At 54.4% G+C, this 18032-nt stretch carries 19 protein-coding genes; 1 reads left to right on the top strand and 18 read right to left on the bottom strand.

Going from position 1 to position 18032, the window contains the following annotated elements; translation table 11 throughout:
- Positions 1-27: 27 nt before the first annotated feature.
- Positions 28-708, top strand: a complete 681-nt coding sequence (locus H6507_11900; GenBank protein ID MCB9369804.1) for a methyltransferase domain-containing protein — start codon at positions 28-30, stop codon at positions 706-708.
- A 70-nt stretch (positions 709-778) separates the two neighbouring features.
- Here H6507_11900 and H6507_11895 read toward each other — a convergent pair whose 3' ends face one another.
- The 18 genes from H6507_11895 to H6507_11810 form a co-directional block, all read right to left on the bottom strand.
- Positions 779-1642, bottom strand: coding sequence for a phosphoribosylaminoimidazolesuccinocarboxamide synthase (locus tag H6507_11895; protein ID MCB9369803.1), 864 nt, complete (start codon positions 1640-1642; stop codon positions 779-781).
- 58 nt (positions 1643-1700) lie between these two features.
- Positions 1701-2057: a sulfite exporter TauE/SafE family protein gene (locus tag H6507_11890; protein MCB9369802.1), complete on the bottom strand. Its 357-nt coding sequence runs from the start codon at positions 2055-2057 to the stop codon at positions 1701-1703.
- Positions 2058-2112: 55 nt separating this feature from the next.
- Entirely contained in the window at positions 2113-3798 is a 1686-nt protein-coding gene (locus H6507_11885) for a S41 family peptidase (GenBank protein ID MCB9369801.1), read from the bottom strand.
- Between the two features lie 21 nt (positions 3799-3819).
- Positions 3820-4437 carry a dTMP kinase gene (gene tmk, locus H6507_11880; GenBank protein MCB9369800.1) on the bottom strand — a complete coding sequence of 206 codons (618 nt, stop codon included), beginning with the start codon at positions 4435-4437 and terminating at the stop codon, positions 3820-3822.
- Positions 4427-5254 carry a prolipoprotein diacylglyceryl transferase gene (gene lgt / locus H6507_11875; GenBank protein ID MCB9369799.1) on the bottom strand — a complete coding sequence of 276 codons (828 nt, stop codon included), beginning with the start codon at positions 5252-5254 and terminating at the stop codon, positions 4427-4429. Before lgt ends, tmk begins: the two co-directional genes overlap by 11 nt.
- A 62-nt stretch (positions 5255-5316) precedes the next feature.
- On the bottom strand, positions 5317-6036 hold the full coding sequence (rsmI, locus tag H6507_11870; protein MCB9369798.1) for a 16S rRNA (cytidine(1402)-2'-O)-methyltransferase: 720 nt from the start codon (positions 6034-6036) through the stop codon (positions 5317-5319).
- A gap of 85 nt (positions 6037-6121) precedes the next feature.
- The gene (locus H6507_11865; protein ID MCB9369797.1) at positions 6122-7471 is read right to left on the bottom strand and encodes an L-lysine 6-transaminase; all 1350 of its coding nucleotides are present in this window, start codon (positions 7469-7471) and stop codon (positions 6122-6124) included.
- Positions 7472-7594: 123 nt separating this feature from the next.
- Positions 7595-8404: an alpha/beta hydrolase gene (locus tag H6507_11860; protein ID MCB9369796.1), complete on the bottom strand. Its 810-nt coding sequence runs from the start codon at positions 8402-8404 to the stop codon at positions 7595-7597.
- A 6-nt stretch (positions 8405-8410) separates the two neighbouring features.
- On the bottom strand, positions 8411-8860 hold the full coding sequence (locus H6507_11855) for a PIN domain-containing protein (GenBank protein MCB9369795.1): 450 nt from the start codon (positions 8858-8860) through the stop codon (positions 8411-8413).
- 64 nt (positions 8861-8924) lie between these two features.
- Positions 8925-9203, bottom strand: coding sequence for a helix-turn-helix domain-containing protein (locus H6507_11850; GenBank protein MCB9369794.1), 279 nt, complete (start codon positions 9201-9203; stop codon positions 8925-8927).
- 4 nt (positions 9204-9207) lie between these two features.
- Positions 9208-9681 carry a DinB family protein gene (locus tag H6507_11845; protein MCB9369793.1) on the bottom strand — a complete coding sequence of 158 codons (474 nt, stop codon included), beginning with the start codon at positions 9679-9681 and terminating at the stop codon, positions 9208-9210.
- A gap of 3 nt (positions 9682-9684) precedes the next feature.
- Positions 9685-10176, bottom strand: a complete 492-nt coding sequence (locus tag H6507_11840; protein ID MCB9369792.1) for a DinB family protein — start codon at positions 10174-10176, stop codon at positions 9685-9687.
- A gap of 3 nt (positions 10177-10179) precedes the next feature.
- Complete coding sequence (locus H6507_11835) at positions 10180-11526, bottom strand: hypothetical protein (GenBank protein MCB9369791.1); 1347 nt, start codon at positions 11524-11526, stop codon at positions 10180-10182.
- Between the two features lie 18 nt (positions 11527-11544).
- Entirely contained in the window at positions 11545-11961 is a 417-nt protein-coding gene (locus tag H6507_11830) for a DUF937 domain-containing protein (GenBank protein MCB9369790.1), read from the bottom strand.
- Between the two features lie 2 nt (positions 11962-11963).
- Complete coding sequence (locus tag H6507_11825; GenBank protein MCB9369789.1) at positions 11964-12221, bottom strand: hypothetical protein; 258 nt, start codon at positions 12219-12221, stop codon at positions 11964-11966.
- Positions 12185-12661: a hypothetical protein gene (locus H6507_11820; protein MCB9369788.1), complete on the bottom strand. Its 477-nt coding sequence runs from the start codon at positions 12659-12661 to the stop codon at positions 12185-12187. The genes H6507_11825 and H6507_11820 overlap by 37 nt, the downstream gene beginning before the upstream one ends.
- A gap of 105 nt (positions 12662-12766) precedes the next feature.
- Positions 12767-14302 carry an aldehyde dehydrogenase family protein gene (locus tag H6507_11815; protein ID MCB9369787.1) on the bottom strand — a complete coding sequence of 512 codons (1536 nt, stop codon included), beginning with the start codon at positions 14300-14302 and terminating at the stop codon, positions 12767-12769.
- 259 nt (positions 14303-14561) lie between these two features.
- Positions 14562-17828, bottom strand: a complete 3267-nt coding sequence (locus H6507_11810) for a hypothetical protein (protein MCB9369786.1) — start codon at positions 17826-17828, stop codon at positions 14562-14564.
- Between the last annotated feature and the right edge of the window lie 204 nt (positions 17829-18032).

Below are 18032 nucleotides of genomic sequence, written 5' to 3'. Positions count from 1 at the left end.
CGATATTAGCAAGTCTCCGGTGCGCAGATGATTCGACCTCTTCGGGCTATTGCCCGCTACTTGTTTTCGTTCAGGACACGGCGCATTCTTCAGTTTGAGCTGTTCAAACTGCGGCCAAAACTCTTTGGTCCGCGGAAGCAACGCGTTCCTGCTCATTCGCGCCTGCATCTCGGCTGCGGGACCAGAAAATTGCCCGGTTGGGTGAATGTCGATTTGTCCGGTGCGGACGTCAACATCGACTTGGCAATTCGACCCTTCCCGTTTACGTCCGAGTCGTTCGAGTCCGTTGTAAGCCAGCACGTCGTCGAACATCTCGACGTGGAAGACGAGGTCTTTCCCGTCTTGTCGGAAATTTTCCGCGTGTTGAAACCGGGCGGAGAGTTTTGGGTGTCGACGCCGGACATGGAGAAGTTGTGCCGGGACTACGTCGAGACGGGAGGCAAAAAACTCCACGAATACGTCATGTGGCGTGATCCGTTATCCCTGCCGGAGGGTGCGCCGGAACGGTTTGTTCTCAATAGAATGTTTCACCAGCGCGGTGAGCACAAAAACCTGTTCGATTTTGAATTGCTGAAATGGGCACTCGAGAAAGCCGGGTTTACTTCAGTCACGCGCGTCAACGAAGAGGATCTGCTTGCGCGTTTTCCGGACTTCCCGCCCCGCAATGACGAGATCGAGTTGCTTGCCGTGAAGTGTGTCAAGCCGTAGTTTGCTATAAGTTCCAAAACAAAAAACCCGCGATATCCGCGGGTTTTTTTGTCTAAATTTTCGCTCAGCGCTATGCCATCAGCTTGTCCGTGATTTCTTTGTAGGCTGCCGCGGTCTTTTGCACGATTTCCTGCGGAAGTTCCGGTCCCGGAGGTGACTTGTCCCAACCGAGCGTCTCAAGATAGTTGCGAACAATCTGCTTGTCGAAGCTGCGTTGATCGCGTCCGGGTTCGTATTCGTCGGCAGGCCAAAAGCGCGAACTGTCCGGCGTCAGCACTTCGTCGCACAAACACAGCTCGCCGTCAATCATCCCGAATTCGAATTTTGTGTCCGCTATCAAAATCCCCCGTTCGCGAGCGTAGTCCCGTCCCTTCGAGTAAATTTCCAGCGACAAATCGCGGAGCTTTGTTCCCATCTCTTTGCCCACGATGCTGCACATCTGATTGAAGTCGATATTTTCGTCGTGGCCCGATGCCGCCTTCGTCGCGGGTGTAAACAACGGCTCCGGAAATTGTGCGCAGTGTTCTAATCCGTCGGGAAGTTTGTGCCCGCACACTGCGCCCGTCTTTCTGTAGTCCTTCCAACCTGACCCTGTGATGAATCCGCGCACCACACACTCAACCTGCAGCATCTCCGCGCGTTTTACGACTTCCACTTGACCGGCATCCGTCGCGGGCAAACTCGCCGCGAACTCCTTTATAAAACCAGCGTAATCTCCGGCGGCGATGTGGTTCCCGCACAACGGCGCGAACTTGCCCATCCAAAAACGCGTCAGCAAATTCAAGGTCGATCCTTTGTTCGGAATCGGAGTAGGGAGGACCACGTCGAAGGCGGACACGCGATTAGAAGTCACGAACACCAAATGACGATCATCGTATTCGTAAATGTCACGGACCTTGCCGCGACCCAAAAGTTTCAAGTCGAGAGTTTGCATGAGGAAAAGCGAAGATGTGAATAGAAGCTAAAAGGAGAGACTTGCGAAACGGAACGGACTACTTGCCAAACAGCATCTTGACGCCGACGATGATGAGAAAAACCGCAAAGACTTTCTGCAGCGTCGCGCTGGTCATGCCGACTGCGAATCTCGCGCCGAGCAGGCCGCCCAACACGAATCCCGCGCATATTAATCCCGCGATCTTAAGATCGACGAATCCCTGTTTATAGTATGTCCACGCCGCCAAAATACCGATTGGAGGAACCATCAGTGCCAGCGTCGTGCCCTGCGCCTGTTGCTGCGTCAGGCCAAAAATGAAAACCAACGCGGGCACAATTAAAATTCCTCCGCCGATTCCCACAAGCCCGCTGAGAACTCCCGCGGCAAGTCCGAGGATTAAGTAGGCCACGATCATGATGACGTGTCTCCGAGTCTAATGTGCTGGCTGAAAGTGCGGCAACTGTAGGTTGCTATTCGCCTTTCGTTTGCGAACTGTCCGTTGTCACAGCAAGCAGTTTTCCGTATTCGCTGTTGTTGTTCAAGACCTCGACCGCTTGCAAAATCTGCGGATCGCTGTCAAAACTCGCTTCGATTCGGCCCGTGCTGCCGTACAATGAATTTCCAAGCTCGGTCTGCAAACTGTTCTTGATGAACGGCCGCTCTTCGTCGAAATCCCGGTCTCGCACAAGCTCCAAATAGTGCTCAAGGTGCGCAAAGTCCGCTTCCGCGTCGTTCTCCAAATTGAAGGTGGTGAGAATCTCACGCAGCGTTTCAAGTTCCTTCTCGCCGTCCACGGAATAATTGAAGTCATTCTCTACGAGCCAATCGCGGAACTGATCGATCATCTGCTCGCTGACTTTCGCGTCGGTAACGCCGGGGTTTTCTGCGATGAACTGCGTCACAAAATCGAAAAACGTCCCTTTGCGCCAGAGTTCCACGCCCAACTGTCCCGGCTGAGGAGTTTCGACCATTATGTCAGGCTCTATTCCGCCTCCGCCTTCGACTTTGCGTCCGTTGCGCGTCGTGAATGCCGTGTCCGTCGATTCTTCAATCGGTGAAATCACAAAAGTCGTGTCGTCGCCAAAATAATCGACCTTCTGAATCAACCGGCCCGACGGCGTGAAATACTTCGCGGTCGTCAATTTCAGAGCTTCGCCCGTCTCAAATGAAATCACCGACTGCACAAGCCCTTTGCCAAAAGTCGGTTCGCCGATCAAAACTCCCCTGTCGAGGTCCTGAATCGCACCGGCGACAATTTCCGATGCAGACGCCGACCCTCCGTCTATTAACACCGCCAGCGGCACGTCTTTGGCTATCGGATCGCTCGCGAGTTTGAACGTGCGGTTCGCATCCGGCGCGCGTCCTTTCGTGGAAACCACGACTTCACCTTTGTCCATAAACTTCTGCAGCACGCCGACTGCCGCGCTCATCAACCCGCCCGGATTTCCGCGCAGATCCAAAATCAAAGAGTGCATTCCCTTGCTTTGCAAGTCAAGCAGCGCTTCGTCGAGCTCGCTTTGTGCGCGCGTCGAAAAATGCGCCAGTTTGATATAGCCAATTCCGGGCTCCACGAACCCGCTGTAGGCAACGTCCTTTACATTGATGACTTGGCGGCTTAAATCGAATTCAATGGGCTCGATCGCGCCCGGCCGTTCGACTTTGATCATGACATGCGTGTCCGGTTCGCCGCGCAAAAGCCGCGACGCGTCGCGAGTCGACTTGCCGATCATCGACTGACCGTCTACTTCGATCACACGGTCGCCGCTGCGCATGCCCACGCGCTGAGCGGGAGAATCATCCATTGCGCTGATCACCGTCAACACCTTATCTTCACCACGAACACCGATCTCGATGCCTACGCCGCCGTACTTGCCGTACGTGATCACATCGATGTCATCGGTGTCTTCCTCGGGAATATATACCGTGTACGGATCGAGAGTCTCGAGCATGCCGTCGATTCCCGCTTGCACGAACTCATCCGGATCGATCTGATCCACGTAGCGCAAGCTGATCTCGCGGTAAATATCGCCGAACAGCCCCATGTTGTGATGAATCTTCGCGTAGAGCTCGTCCGCCGACATGTTGCGCGCTCCGGCAAACACCGTCAGCGGAAGCAATATCGAAATCAGCAAGAGGTACAATCGTCTGTGCGTCATAGCACACCCTATTCCCGTGGTTTAACCCGGCAGGCGAGCGGCAATCGCTGCCTTCACCTGCGCAAATACATCGTCTTCGTTCCCGCGCGCGTCGATCTTTCTTATGCGCTCGGAATGGCGTCGGCACAATTCCAAATATCCGTGCCGGACCGCTTCAAAAAATTCGCGTGGATTCTGTTCCAATCTATCCGGCGTCCCGCCATTGGCAGCGCGCCGGGCAATTGAAGTTTCATAATCCACATCTAAGTAAATCGTCAAATCGGGAGCTAAGTTCCCGGTCACGAACATGTTGACCGCTTCGATTTCATCGAGTCCCAACTCCCGGCCGGAGCCTTGATATACCGTCGAAGAATCCGCATAACGGTCGACCAAGGCCACGCCGCGGTGTTTTCTCAGGTGCGGCAACAGGATTTCTTCAACCAATTGTGCCCGTGAAGCAGAATAAAGCAAATACTCGGCTTTGCCCGTCAAATGGCTCTTCGGATCAAGCAGCAACTCCCGTACCGCTTCGCCCGCTGTGGTTCCCCCCGGTTCCCGTGTCACCAGCACGTCAAAATCAAGCTCTTTCAACCACGCGACCGTGCGCGCAATCTGAGTTGATTTCCCCGATCCGTCGATCCCTTCAAAACTAATAAACATCGGGTTCTGAGGGTTGGGGTGAATCGGGTTCGGATTTTCGCGAAATCAAATAAACTCCGATCACCACCATGGCCGCGGAAATGATCCGCGAGAATGTTATTCGGTGATCGCCAATATGTCCAAAGATCATCCCGTCTTCGTACCAACGCAGGCCCTCGACGTAGTATCTCCAGATACCGTAAAGTATCAAGAACGTGCCCGTCAATACTCCTTTGCCCAGCGGCGTACGGTCGCGCCACAACAAGAACAGGAACAACATGACCATCGCGATGGATTCATAGAGCTGAGTCGGATGAATATGCACGTGCGGATAGACCGATCCCGCAAGACTTGATTCGGGAAAAACTACGCCCCACGGTAAATCACACTCGTTGCCAAAACAGCATCCGTTCAAAAAACATCCGATCCGGCCGAACGCAATACCCAGTGCCAGCGACGGAACCATGATGTCGGTTACGGTCAAGAACTGCGCACCTTTTCGCCGCGCCATCCAGTACGCGCCGCCAAATCCCAACACAACTCCGCCGAGCAGCACCAATCCGGCAATTCCAATCGTGCCGTCGCTTTGAATAGGCGAAATCGTGTCGATCCAATGGCCTTCGAACTCTCTCCAATGTGTAAACACATAGGCGATGCGTCCGCCCGCCAAACCAAACAGAAGCGCCGCCACGGAAATATCCATGATCGCTTGTCCTGGCACGCCGCGCCCGGGCGCGCGCTTCGCCGCGATCCATATTCCGAATCCGAATGCCAGCGCCATCATCAGCCCATAGCTGTGCAGCGCAAACGGTCCTATCTTAAAAAGGTCAGGATGCAAAAGCTAAATAGAAAATTGAAAATGGTAAATCGAAAAACCTGATTAGTCGCGGACATAATCCTTCATCCTTCATCCTTCATCCTTTCCCACGACTCCGTCCCCGCCACCACCACTACAAACTCGCCCTTCGGCGTATTCTTCTCGAAGTGAGCAATCGCGTCACTAAAATTCCCGCGTACAATCTCTTCATGCAGCTTCGTCAGTTCGCGGCAAACAGCTACTCTGCGATCCCCCAAATACTCGCGCAGTTCCGAAAGCGTCTTCTGAATCCGGTGGACACTCTCGTACAAAACAATCGTGCGCGGTTCGACGGCAAGCTGTTTGAGTTTGGTTTGCCGGCCCTTTTTGTGAGGAAGAAACCCCTCAAACACAAAACTGTCCGTGCGCAAACCCGAAACCACCAGCGCAGAAATCATCGCTGATGCTCCCGGCACCGTAAAAACTTCATACCCCGCCTCAATCGCCGAACCTACCAGCATCGTCCCCGGATCACTAATCCCCGGCGTCCCCGCGTCGCTGATCAGAGCAACTTTCTTGCCCTGTGCAAGCTGCTCCAGCACCCACGGCAGTTTCGATTTCAAGTTATGCGCGCCGTAACTCGTCGTCGCAACCTGAATCGCATAGTGATCCAGAAGTCGCTTCGAGTGCCGCGTGTCTTCGCAGAGCAGCACGTCCGCCGCCTTTAGGACTTCAACCGCGCGAAACGAAAAATCTCCCAAGTTGCCGATCGGTGTGGCCACGACCGCTAAAGATCCCTCGGGAAAGAGTGCTTCGCCGCTCATCCCAAAATGACAAGGCCGGGGCCCTCGCACGAGAGCCCCCGGCCTGTTTTGTCTAAACGACTACTCAACTTTGCCAATCTTCTCTTCAGGCAGGTTGAATTTGAACCTGTTCGAGAACTTCGCCCGTACACTTGCGAATCACGTCGACGCCTTCCGCAACTTCCGATTCGGAAATATTCAGCGGCGGACGGAAACGGATCGAATGCGTTCCCGACGGCAGCATGCACACGCCGCTTTCATACAGCGCATCTACGACCCGGTTGCGAATCGACGGGTTCGGGAAATCGAACGCGCACATCAGGCCGCGTCCGCGCACATTGGAAACCATCTGCGGATATTCGTCGGCGACCTTCTGCAGCATGAACAGAGCCTTCTCGCCGGTCTTCGCGGCATGGTCGACGAGGTTCTCGTCATTGATAATCTCAAGATATGTCTTGAAGCGGTACATGTCGATCAAGTTGCCGCCCCAAGTCGAGTTGATGCGCGACGAAACGTTGAACACGTTGTCGTCGATCTCGTCGATGCGCGGACCCGCGACAAAGCCGCACACCTGCGCCTTCTTGCCGAAGCAGAACATATCCGGTTCGACGTTGTGATGCTGCCAAGCCCACATCTTGCCGGTCAAGCCGACGCCCGTCTGCACTTCGTCGAAAATCAACATTGCGTCGTTTTCGTTCGCCAGCGTGCGCAGCGCCTGCATGTACTCCGTGCGGAAGTGGTTGTCACCGCCTTCGCCTTGAATCGGTTCGAGCACAATCGCGCAAATCTCGTCTTTGCGCTCATGGAAATGCTGCTTGATCTGGGCAATTGAGAGCTTCTCGAGCTTCTCGACTTCTTCGAGATGACCTTCCGTCAGCGGGAAGCGCAGCTTCGGATTCAGCACGCGCGGCCAATCGAATCTCGCAAAGTACTTGTACTTGTTCGGATCGGCCGTGTTTGTCATTGACAGCGTATAGCCCGTGCGGCCGTGGAAACACTGTTCGAAGTGCATCACCTGGTTGCCGATCTCGCGGCGGTAGCCCTTCTTGAAATTCTTGCGCACCTTCCAGTCCATCGCAGCTTTGATCGCGTTTTCCACGCCGAGCGCGCCGCCCGAAACATAGAACGAGTGCTTGAACTGCGGCGGTACCGCGATCTTGAAAAACGTGTCCACGAATTCGGCAAACTCAACCGTGTACAGATCCGAGTTCGTAATGTTGTTGACGGCGAGCTTACCCAGTTTCTCGATCATCTCCGGCGACGTCAGGCGCGGATGATTGAATCCGACCGGACTCGAAGCGAAGAACGTGAAAAAGTCCATGAACTTGCGATCGTGGCGAGAGTCATGGAAAAACGTGCCTTTGGATTCTTCCAGATCGAAAACCAGATCGAATCCGTCGGCCAGCATGTATTTCGAAAGCGTTTCGTGAACGTTTTTGGGGTTGATATGCGACATGGCAAACCTCCTTTTGGTTAAATGGTTTCTGCTACTTAAGGACAAACGAGACCATTCACCGCGGAGGATCCGTGGAGCCGGAATTGCGCCGTGTCAGCGCGAAGAAATCAAGCCTCAAAAATATCATTGTCCGAAGAACTCTCTCATTTCACTTGCAAACTGTTCCGGCTGTTCCCACATCGGAAACTCTCCGGCATTTTCCCAAACCTCAATGTGCCGCCCTTGTGCGAACCACTCGGCTCGCTCTTTGTCAAAACCGGCCGAATTCGCCCCCCAGCCTAACAATATCTCTCCTTCGAAATTCCGCAATCTATCGCGATATGCCTTGATTTCACGGAGATACTCCGAGCTTGGAAATTCTGGAGAGCGCTCGACATGCCAACCGCCCGCAAAAAGTTCGTCAAACTGTGATTCCAATGCGTCGGTAAGTCCCGCCGTATCCGCCAACCACTTAGTCAAACGCCGACCTGTCCAATCCTGTTTCTGCCACGGCCAGCGGCGCGCTGGCAGAATCTTAGGCGCTATCGGCAAGTTCAACAGCCCCAACCTGCGCACCTTATTTGCATGTTCGCGCACGAACTCCATCGCAAGCCACGCGCCATCGCCCAATCCCGCAATATCGCACCGCTCGCATTGTTGCGCGGATATTACGTCCGTAAGCCAAGCACTCAGGGATTCACGAGTCAGCCTGAAGTCCACCGGCGCAATCCGGTTATGCGACCTGCCCCAACCCGGTAAGTCGGGTGCGATAATTCTGCTCGATCTGCCGATCGCTTGAATGGTCGTCGACCAAACAAATGACGCCGCGGGAATCGAATGGAGCAGCACCAGCGGAAAACCGCCCGACTGTCCTTCCACGACGGCAAACGTTCGCAGCCCGTTCGCCGTAAACTCCTGAAAGTCGTAGCCCGCCGCTTGAAACCAACTCGTCACGCGCGATCAGGCAAACAGAGTTTCAAACGGATTTTCAACCGTCAACTCGCGCACCGCAAGATACGGAGCAGAGTCGGCCGTCACAATGGTTTTCACTCCGTGTGCCAAGGCCGTGGCGGCAACGTGCGCTTCGTGGAGTTTGTCCTTCAGTACGGCGTGCTTGCCGCAAAGTTTCAGCGCCCGCCGCAAAATCAACTCGTCACCGTATAGAATCAGAGGCTCGCGCCGCTTCAGCATGGCTTCAATCGAATTCTGCACCGCAGAAGACTTCAATGGAGCTTCGCAAAATTCCGCCGAAGTCACCCGCTCGCTCCATCTTACCAAACTCGCGTAACACACGCAGGACACCCACGGTTCAGCCGCGCACGATTTTAAGTATTTCGCCGCGCGCTCCGACAGCGGATGAGTCGTGTCCGTCGCGATCAGCAGCAAGCTGGTATCAATACACTTCAGCATGGTACTTTCCGATTCCCCTCCGGTCCTCCGGGGGAGGCAAGGGGGGTAGAAACGCCCGGTGAGTTCACTTCGCCTCCAGCCTAATCGGTCCCGAAATCTTGAGCAGATCGTCGAATCCCGATCTTTTCGCGCGCCGCTCAGTCTTCAAAGATGATTTTCCGCGCACCGCCGCTTGTTTCTGCCGGTAAAGCCAAAGCTCAGGGGCTTCATGCGGAATTCGCCATTGAACACCGACGCGGACCGCTGGCAACTGGCCCTCGCGGGCTAACATCCGCACGGTGCTCTTACTCACTTTCAAGAGCGCCGCAGCCTCCGCAGTCGTAAGATACTCTTCGTTCGGCATGATTTTAGAGCTTCGCTTTTTTCAAAATCGCGATCTGTCCGCCATGATAGACGTCGTGTTGAACAATATCTTGAAGAACCTGATATCGTGGGATTGTGCCGCCCGCGCAAGGCGTCGCAAGCTGCTCGTCTTTAAGTCTTGAGGCGACCTCAACCACTTTCACATGAGTCTCGCGCAGGCTTTGCAGTGCGCCTTTCCATGCTTGCTCGTCCGTTTGTGGAATCGATTCCCAGTTCATCTCCGGTGTAATGTCCGCCGGTTCGTCTTGCAGCCTCTTCGCAACATATCTTTTCCACGCTGCGAGATGAAGCACTAATTCCCAGATGCAATGTGCGTCCGGCAACGGTCTGTTGAGGGCGAACTTCGCGTCAACGTTCACAAGTTGCGGCATAAGCGCGGGACCAAACCTGCCGTCGCCGTCCTCGTCGCCGTCAAACGCAAGCCCCATCAGTCCCACAAGTCTTGTGACTTCGCTCATGACCTATTTTACCTTACTGCCCTGCATTTCCGCTTGCGCAGCCTTCTTCAACAGTGAAATCTGTCCGGCATGATAAAGATCGTGATGAACCACTCCGAACAGGTAGTCCGAGTAAATCGTCGTTCGACCGGGCGGGTTTTCATAGAGTTTGTCGTTGGATAGTCGCGAGACGACGGCCAGAAACTCTGCCTGCGCAACTTTCAGTTCGTTCAAAACGTGTTCCCACTCCGCGTCGTCGCCTTGCTCAGGCATCGGGAAATTCTCGTCGTCTTCCACTCGAATTGTGTCGTCACCCTCGATCCACTTGGTTACAGCGCGCTTCCAAGCCACCGTGTGCAATGCGATTTCCCATATCGTGTGCACGCCATCCACCCAGCGGCGTTTTGCCATGTGCGCGTCCACGCCGTCCAATGCCTCCATCAGCGACGGCCCGTGCCACGCTTCGCCTTCGAAGGCTTTCTGTATCTGCCTGAGGTGCGAAGAATGTTCGTTCATACTCTAAAACTCGTAGATTAGAGAAAGTGCCAATTTGGCTTTGTGTTCGTAATCAGAGCGTGACTTTTCCGGAAACGACGCAAACAGAGGCCAATGATTCAGCTTTATGTCCAAATTGTCTGCTTTTCTTAAAACGCGCGCGGATTTGCTTGCCATCGAATACGAGAGCGCAAATCCTGCTGCTCCGCCGAGGGTCGCCGCAACCGAATACGGCGTTGAGTCATCCGCTTCAGTTTCAATGACCACCGCCGTTGCCAGCGTCGCTCCCGCGATTTCAAGAACGAGAATCGCCAGGCCCTGCGAGCGCGTGAAGTCGCGGTTCTTTAATATCGCATGACCGACGCCTAAGCCTACTACTGATCCTGCTGTTGCAAGATTCGAGGCCAGTTGTCCGTCCGAGTGTGTAGCATCGGCAATTGTCGCAGGCACGGCCGCGCCCAAAATACCGATTGCGCGAAGCACATATGCGTCGCCGCGAGAATAATCGCCGTGGTCGGCCAACTGACTTCCGGCAAACAAACCAACAGCGGAACCCCCAAGCGCCATGAGTCCAGCGTCTTGCTGGTGTTCTCCGTCCCAAAGATCGTGGCCGGTGCCAAGCACAACACTCAACACCAATCCAAAATCCCCGACGGCTCCAATTACGGCGGCTTTGCCATCCGACATTCCTGTCTTGCGCGCCCACTGACTGAACGCGAATCGTTCCGCAAGACTTCCCGCGACTCCCCAACCATACGGCGCGCGCTCACTGTCTTCTTGTGGATCCATCGCGTAGTACAGGGCGATACCATGCGCGATGCCGCGCGAGCCGCCGTAGAAGTCCATCATCGCCGTCGAAACCGCGACGTTCGAGTGCTCGGTTATGAAATACGGGATCATGATTCCCGCTGATCCGAGAAAGAAAAACGATGCCACCGCTCCCGCGCCTTCAGCGTTCGTGGCGACGGGCACCGCCCAGCTATAATAGCCCATCGACAAAATTGCGCTGTTGACCAGCAAGCCGCCGCGCCCTTTGTGATTGTACATGGCATCGGGAGCGCGCAAGGCTATGGCATCCGTCACTCGCCGGCGAATCTCGACCACTTGTTCGGGAGTTTCGGGAACTCTTGAGCGAACGGTAACCGAATCTTTGACGTGCAAGACTTCAAGATAAAATTCGATTTCGTTCGCTTGATAGAGTCGTGCTTCTATGAATCCCGGATAGTCGTCAAACAGTCCGAGCCGCCGCTCCAAGTCGGTGTCGATGACAAAGAGCTTTCCCGCGCTGTCCAGTGGTACTGAAACTTCCTGTGCTCGCGAGATATTCGCAAACATCAAGATTACCAACCCGCAAATCACGGATCTTAACACGGTGTTTCACCAAACCAATTACTTCAGAAACGAGCCCAGCAAACCCATGCCTTGCTGAAGCATGTTGTTGCTCTTGTCGTTGACTTCGCCGTCGGGAGTCAGTTTGTCGATAATCATCGGCAGCGCGGCGACGAGAATCGGGAGGAACTTCTGCAAGTTCATGCCGGATTGTTCAGCCATCGCGCCGAGTTTTTGTTCGCCGAAGACCTGCATCAACTGGTCGCCGTTCACCGGCAGGTTATTGCCCGAGCCGACCCAAGACTTTGCGATATCGCCCATGCCGTTCTTGGCAAATTGCTCGACGAGTCCACCGACACCACCGGAATCATTCTGAATCATACCTAAGACCGAACCGGCCAGACCGCCGACGTTCACGTCCTTGCCTTGATCGCCGAGAATACTGCCTGCGCCTTTCATCAGGTCCATCAAATCCATGCTTAGCTCCCTTGTCGAAGTGAAGTTTTTGAAGCAATCCAGCCCCAAATAATAATAAACAGCGCGGCGTAGGGAAAAACTCCGATAAGTGTGTCGCTCGCCGAGTGCGAATTGCGATCTACGGCGAGAAAGACCCAAACACATGCCGCACAGGCGGCAAGTGTAATTGCCCATCCCAAAAGATGACGCGGACGATAAATCCAACCCATCGGCTCAAACCAATTCAAGAGTTCTTTCCGCGACCCGTCTCGCGAATCCACCGGTTATACCAAGTTTGTGCAGGCTCGCCGCCCGCTTCGCGAACAATCATCGCAATCTGCCCGCGATGGTGACTGCAATGATCGAACGTGTGAAATATCAATTCCGAAATCCGTCGCTCAACATTCCGTCCAGCGACGTCCGTGAATCGCACGGAGTACTCAAGCTGTTCGTCCTTTAACTCGCCAAGCAGCTTTTTGTACGCCGCGTCAATCTTCGGAATTTCGGCGATGCACTCGTCAATGGTGTAATCCCGGTCCGCATCCCATTTAGAAAGATCCTGCTCGTCAATAATGTCCAGCACATACCAGTTGTTTTCCAGAATGTGCGACAGCCGTATCACCGCGTCGCGCGGCACTTCCGGACAACTCCTGAGCGACTCAACAACTTCATTGTTCGCCCACGTGTTGTAGTTGACGAGATTTTGGAGGAAGGAGTGCATAGGTTGCAATTTGTTCAAATTCGCCGAGCGGGGATTTAGCGCAGCGGTTCCCCGCCGGAATCCGGAATCACTGGCGGAGCAGCATACTCCGCCAGTGACCTGAACTCATTCGTCAATCTGCGCTCTTTGGAGCTTGCCCGAGTAATCAACGTAGCAGCTCTTGGTCTCTGAATAGAATTCGTAGACCTCCCAGCCGCCTTCGCGGTGACCGTTGCCGGTGGCTTTCAGGCCGCCGAAGGGCATGTGCGCTTCGGCGCCGATTGTTGCCGCGTTGACGTAGGTGATCCCGGCTTCGATGTCGCGGAACGCGCGGAACGCCTGATCCACGTTCTTCGTAAACACCGCGCTCGACAGACCGTAGTCGATTCCGTTGCTGATCTTGATTGCGTCGTCGAAATTCTTGGCCTTCAGCACCGACACCACCGGTCCGAAAATTTCTTCCTGCGCAATCCGCATGTTCGGCTTCACACCCGTGAAAATCGTCGGCTCCATGAACCATCCGTCGGCATGATCACCCTTGGTCAGCGCCTTGCCGCCCAATACGAGTTCCGCGCCGTCCTTCTTGCCGACTTCGACATAGTCGAGCACCGTCTTGCGTTGGCCCTCGCTCACGCAAGGCCCCATCGTCACGTCGGCGTTGTTGCCGTAACCGATCTTAAGTTTCTTCGCGGCCTTCTTGTACTTCTCGACGAACGCATCGTGAATGCCTTCTTCACAAATCACCCGTGACGTCGCCGTGCAGCGCTGACCCGTCGTGCCGAAGCCGCCCCAGATCGCACACTCCACCGCGTGATCCAAATCGGCGTCGTTCATCACGATCTGAGCGTTCTTGCCGCCCAGTTCCATCGAGACGCGCTTCAGCATGCCGCTCGCGTCGCGGCCAATCGTGCGACCCACCGCCGATGAACCGGTAAACGAAATCAGCGGAATATCGGGATGCGTCACCATATGTGCGCCGACTTCTTTGCCCGACCCATGCACGAGGTTGATGATTTCCGGCGGGAAACCCGCGTCCAAAATCGCTTGAATGAAATTATGCGATGACAGCGGTACCAATTCGGCGGGCTTGAACACGACCGTGTTGCCGCACATCAGCGCAGGAATAATTTTCCACGACGGAATCGCCATCGGGAAATTCCACGGCGCGATCAATCCCGCCACGCCGATCGGCATCCGCACGGTCATGGCGAACTTGTTGTTCTGTTCCGACGGAACGGTCTTGCCGAACATGCGATAGCCTTCGCCGCTGGCATACCACGCCGTGTCAATCGCTTCCTGCACGTCGCCGCGCGTTTCAAAAATCGGTTTGCCCATCTCGCGCGTCATATCAAACGCGAGCTGCTCTTTGCGTTCGGTCAAAATCTCCACCAAACGGAAGAACAGTTTCGCCTTCTGCGGAGGCGGAATCAAGCGCCAATTCTTAAACCCCTTTTGCGCCGACTTCACCGCGCGGTCCACATCTTCCTTGGTGCTGTGCGGAAATGTTCCAATCAAATCCGACCACATCGCCGGATTGCGGTTTTCGACAATTGCTCCGTTCGAGCTGTCGCACCACTTCCCGGCGATAAAATTCTGATAAACTTTGGTCTTGCCCTTGCCGCCGTTCGGGCTGGCTTTCTTCTTCTCTGTCGCTGTCGCCACGATCAATCTCCTGACTTAATACTATGCGGACGGCGCGTGCGCTGTCCGAAATAACTGTTTGCCACCTATAGCTCTAAATACTACGAAAATTCCCCCGCAGAGTCAACCCCGATTTTGCCTCTTATTCCCATTGTTTTTATAGCCTTACAAACGATTTCGCGCCCCTGTGCGAGGCTTGAAAACCCAAAACAAGCAGAAACGGGGCGGACTCTTGCGAGCCGCGCCCCGTTCCCTCTCCCCAGTTCTGGTTTCTTGGGTCCTACGGACTAACCGCGATCACTTGGTAGTAAAGCTGCTCGTCTGAGGACGCCGCTTGTCCCGTATGCACGAAAGTCGTTCCGAAAGCCAATCCAATGGTTGCCCACGGCCCATTCTCGGATGCAGCTCTCTGTACCAAATAACTGACGGCAAGCGGCACCGCGCTCCAGTGAAGGTTGATGTTGTCGCCGTCACGAATGATCACAAGATCCGTCACAGGCAGCGGTGTTCCCGTCGAGTGTGCCGATTCAAGTCCCCAACAATCCAATTCCGTTGTTCCGGTCGCCGTGAGCGACAACGTATGTGAACCCACCACGTTGATCGAACCGAGGTTCAAATAAAATTTCTCGTCTCCGCCCGCGAGATCGTACGAAACATTGGAGAATTCGCAATCGGGACAGTCCGCTGTCACCGTCACACCGGCCGTTCCTCCGAGCACGCGCATATAAACCCGCATGTCCGTCCACCAATAGTTCTCCGCCAACACGTCAAAGTCCGCGAACAATTGTCCCACTCCGCCCGGGCCGAGCAGTTTCGGAGCCGTCGACAGATCAAATCCGTCGTCGTCCACGTCCGGGAGTGTCAGTGTGGCCGTATTGATTGCCCCGAATTCATCCGAATTTCCCGATGTCCAGCCCACACCGAAGCCCGCATAGTCTTCAGGATTCGAAGCAGAGGTCAAAAGACTTGGAGGAAGCGGTGGATTGATGGATTTGATAGAAACCCTGAATGAATCACTCAAACTGTGAATGACGTAGAGTCCTGTGTGTCCCGCACCGGCATCCAACGTGCGGACATTGTTGCCAGTGTGGTAACCCGCGGAGCCCGGTACGTTCCAATTCCAATGGCGGTAATTGATCCAATGGCCGGCCGTGTTTTTGCAAATAATCTCGCTGTTGCCGCAGCTCGAGTTCGGACCGGAATACGTGAATTCAAGTCTGCCGCCCGGCGAAACCGATATCGTGTCTCCGTTGCACGATTCTTTGAACGTTCTGCTGAACCAAACGGTTTCTCCGCCCTTGCCGTTGATGGCGTCGCTGGCCCACCGGCGGTACTTGGCGGCCTTCACCGAGTCTCCGTGTGTACCAAGTGAATCGAGATAAGCTGCCCATGCCCGGAACAACGAATCAAGCTGCACAAGAGAAGAGTCGTAGCTTTGATTCGCTCTACGAATCGCTTCGGGAAGGCTTTCTCCCGAGTATCTCGCGCAAACCAACGGATTCAGCCAACGGTTCCAGCCGCCCTTCTTGCCTTTGCTCCAACTCGAAAGTGAATCCGGCGCCGCCGAAGCTGCCGTGACATTTGCGCCTTTAGTGTCCAAACTGTCGCGAAGATGATTGACCATCTGTCCGCTGAAGCACTCGCCTAACTCAATCTCGATATTTGCAGCTCCAGAATCGCACAAAGTCTGGATCATGGATGTGAAATCATGCGGCGATATCGCGTTTGAACTGCCGGCCCCGTCGCGGCCCAGAATATTGATTCCACCGTTGGGAGGATGTTTTCCGTGATTCGTCACGACAATCTCAACCTTGGGTGTTTTGCCAGCATCTTTGCAAGCCTTGACCTTGCTGGCAATCGCATTGATTCTGGCCTGAATCTTTGCCTGTGTGCAAGAGTCCACTCGCGCAGGAGGTATTCTACCGTCCAGCGTGTCGCCTTTGAAATAGTAGATGTTGATATTCTGCGGACAATACCCGGCGCCGGTTTTGTAACAGTAGAAATCAACCAAATCATCCCAGTAGTCGTCCCGGTTGTTTGCACTGTCGATTCCGCCCGAGATGAACATCCCGAAATTGCACGTATCACAATTCGTCGTGTCTGGAGTCCAATTGGCTGGCCGCCAATTTCCCTGAGTTACCGGCACATGCGGCGTGCTCGGGACCACGACCGCAGGCGCGTTGACTTCAATCGTGGCCTCATATCCCGGCGGCACGTCCGGCGAGATCGGAATCGCGCCAATGATACCTTGCACTTCGATGTACTGCCCCCACATCAACTCAGGAATGTAAATATTCCAAGGATCAAGTCCGACTACTTTGAGCGCCGAATACGGCTCAAGCTCCGTGTTGCGCAGCCAATCACCTTCAGTTTCCGTGATAATCCCCTGATTCGGGCCGGAACCAAAGCCCCGGATGGTCACCTGTTGACCTACCAAGTCCGGCAAGTTCTCGTAAACTTCAAGGATGGATAGTACAGGCGTCGTTCCTCCGCACGGGATGCCGTCGTCCGTGAGTTCCAACACAAAATCTCCGGCCTGTCCCTGATAACCGTGCACGAGAATGAAATACTGCTCTCCCGCTTGACTGCACCACGTCACTTGACTCTGATTCAGGCAGAATTGATCATTGCCGTCAACACACGTCAAACCCGTACAACCTCCTTGGTAAACGGCGATCTGAGTGTCATAGCCGTCCAGCAAGCACGTATTCACGGTCATCGTATTTCCAGTTCCCAGAGTCGTATACCAAACTCCCGGACCGTCGATGACCGACCCTCCGCAGACGAACGGCGCATCGTCATACGTTGCATTGGCCGTCGATCCTGACACCAAAGACGGCGCCTCGATGAACTGTGCACCGAAACAATCGTCGTTGGGCGGCGGCGGCTCCGCAAAATCAATCACCAACTCGTAGTTTCCCGCATCACCATTCCAGCCGTCGATAATAACCAATATCGGTTGCGAGGAGGTCAGAGAAAGCGATACGATCTCAGTCTGAACATTGCAATAGTCGTCGTTTCCGCAGACGAAGTCCGTCGGAAAATTCGGCGGACAGTTATCGTTAAAGATCAGGATTCCCGTGTCGTAATCCGAATTGCACAACGAAAAACGGTAATCCCCGTCTGCCGGCGGTGTAAACCTGTAGACCACGTCCGGCCCGGAACACGAAGTCAGCTGATCGTAGTAGCCTGTCCAGCAGGGCGGAGGCGCGGGACCGAATCCTGCACAATTGTAGTCGTCCGCGAAGTCGATGGTGGTTCCGGACACGACAATCGGAATCGGCATTCCTGTCAAGTCCGTCGGCAAAGAGCATGTTTCTCCTCCCTGATCCAACCGTTCGCGCGAGTCTCTCCGCTCCCGAGTCTGCGCACGCTGCGAAATCTCTTTTCTGATCGCTCTCTGTTTTGCCGAATCGTTCGTCTTTTGCAGTTCCGTCCGCAATCTTTGGCCACGGACTTCAGATACTTGTGCTGAATCAGCGAGCACTCCCCGCTCTCCGATCATCATCAGTGCCGCAAGGCTCAACAGCAAAATCCTTGCTCTCATGACATAATCCCCTTTTACTGTTAGTGTCACCTACAAATTACCTTCTGGTTCGCGCAAGTGCAAGAGAATCAGAGCAATTATCAAAAAACCTTGATTAAGTTTGTCGAATTTCAAAGAACACTATATTCAATGATTTGCATCAGCATTCACCCGCAAAATCTGCTTGAAAAGCCGACTTTGCGTACATTGTGAAAAAAAGAGAGG

The organism is Calditrichota bacterium (genome assembly GCA_020637445.1).
GTDB lineage: Bacteria > Electryoneota > RPQS01 > RPQS01 > RPQS01 > JABWCQ01.
This window is presented reverse-complemented; position numbering and strand designations above follow the sequence as displayed.

Bases quoted from the DNA above. Each gene is read 5' to 3' on its own strand.
- H6507_11900 (MCB9369804.1), top strand. From the start codon at position 28: ATGATTCGACCTCTTCGGGCTATTGCCCGCTACTTGTTTTCGTTCAGG.
- H6507_11895 (MCB9369803.1), bottom strand. From the start codon at position 1,642: ATGCAAACTCTCGACTTGAAACTTTTGGGTCGCGGCAAGGTCCGTGAC.
- H6507_11890 (MCB9369802.1), bottom strand. From the start codon at position 2,057: ATGATCGTGGCCTACTTAATCCTCGGACTTGCCGCGGGAGTTCTCAGC.
- H6507_11885 (MCB9369801.1), bottom strand. From the start codon at position 3,798: ATGACGCACAGACGATTGTACCTCTTGCTGATTTCGATATTGCTTCCG.
- tmk (MCB9369800.1), bottom strand. From the start codon at position 4,437: ATGTTTATTAGTTTTGAAGGGATCGACGGATCGGGGAAATCAACTCAG.
- rsmI (MCB9369798.1), bottom strand. From the start codon at position 6,036: ATGAGCGGCGAAGCACTCTTTCCCGAGGGATCTTTAGCGGTCGTGGCC.
- H6507_11865 (MCB9369797.1), bottom strand. From the start codon at position 7,471: ATGTCGCATATCAACCCCAAAAACGTTCACGAAACGCTTTCGAAATAC.
- H6507_11855 (MCB9369795.1), bottom strand. From the start codon at position 8,860: ATGCTGAAGTGTATTGATACCAGCTTGCTGCTGATCGCGACGGACACG.
- H6507_11850 (MCB9369794.1), bottom strand. From the start codon at position 9,203: ATGCCGAACGAAGAGTATCTTACGACTGCGGAGGCTGCGGCGCTCTTG.
- H6507_11845 (MCB9369793.1), bottom strand. From the start codon at position 9,681: ATGAGCGAAGTCACAAGACTTGTGGGACTGATGGGGCTTGCGTTTGAC.
- H6507_11840 (MCB9369792.1), bottom strand. From the start codon at position 10,176: ATGAACGAACATTCTTCGCACCTCAGGCAGATACAGAAAGCCTTCGAA.
- H6507_11830 (MCB9369790.1), bottom strand. From the start codon at position 11,961: ATGGATTTGATGGACCTGATGAAAGGCGCAGGCAGTATTCTCGGCGAT.
- H6507_11820 (MCB9369788.1), bottom strand. From the start codon at position 12,661: ATGCACTCCTTCCTCCAAAATCTCGTCAACTACAACACGTGGGCGAAC.
- H6507_11810 (MCB9369786.1), bottom strand. From the start codon at position 17,828: ATGAGAGCAAGGATTTTGCTGTTGAGCCTTGCGGCACTGATGATGATC.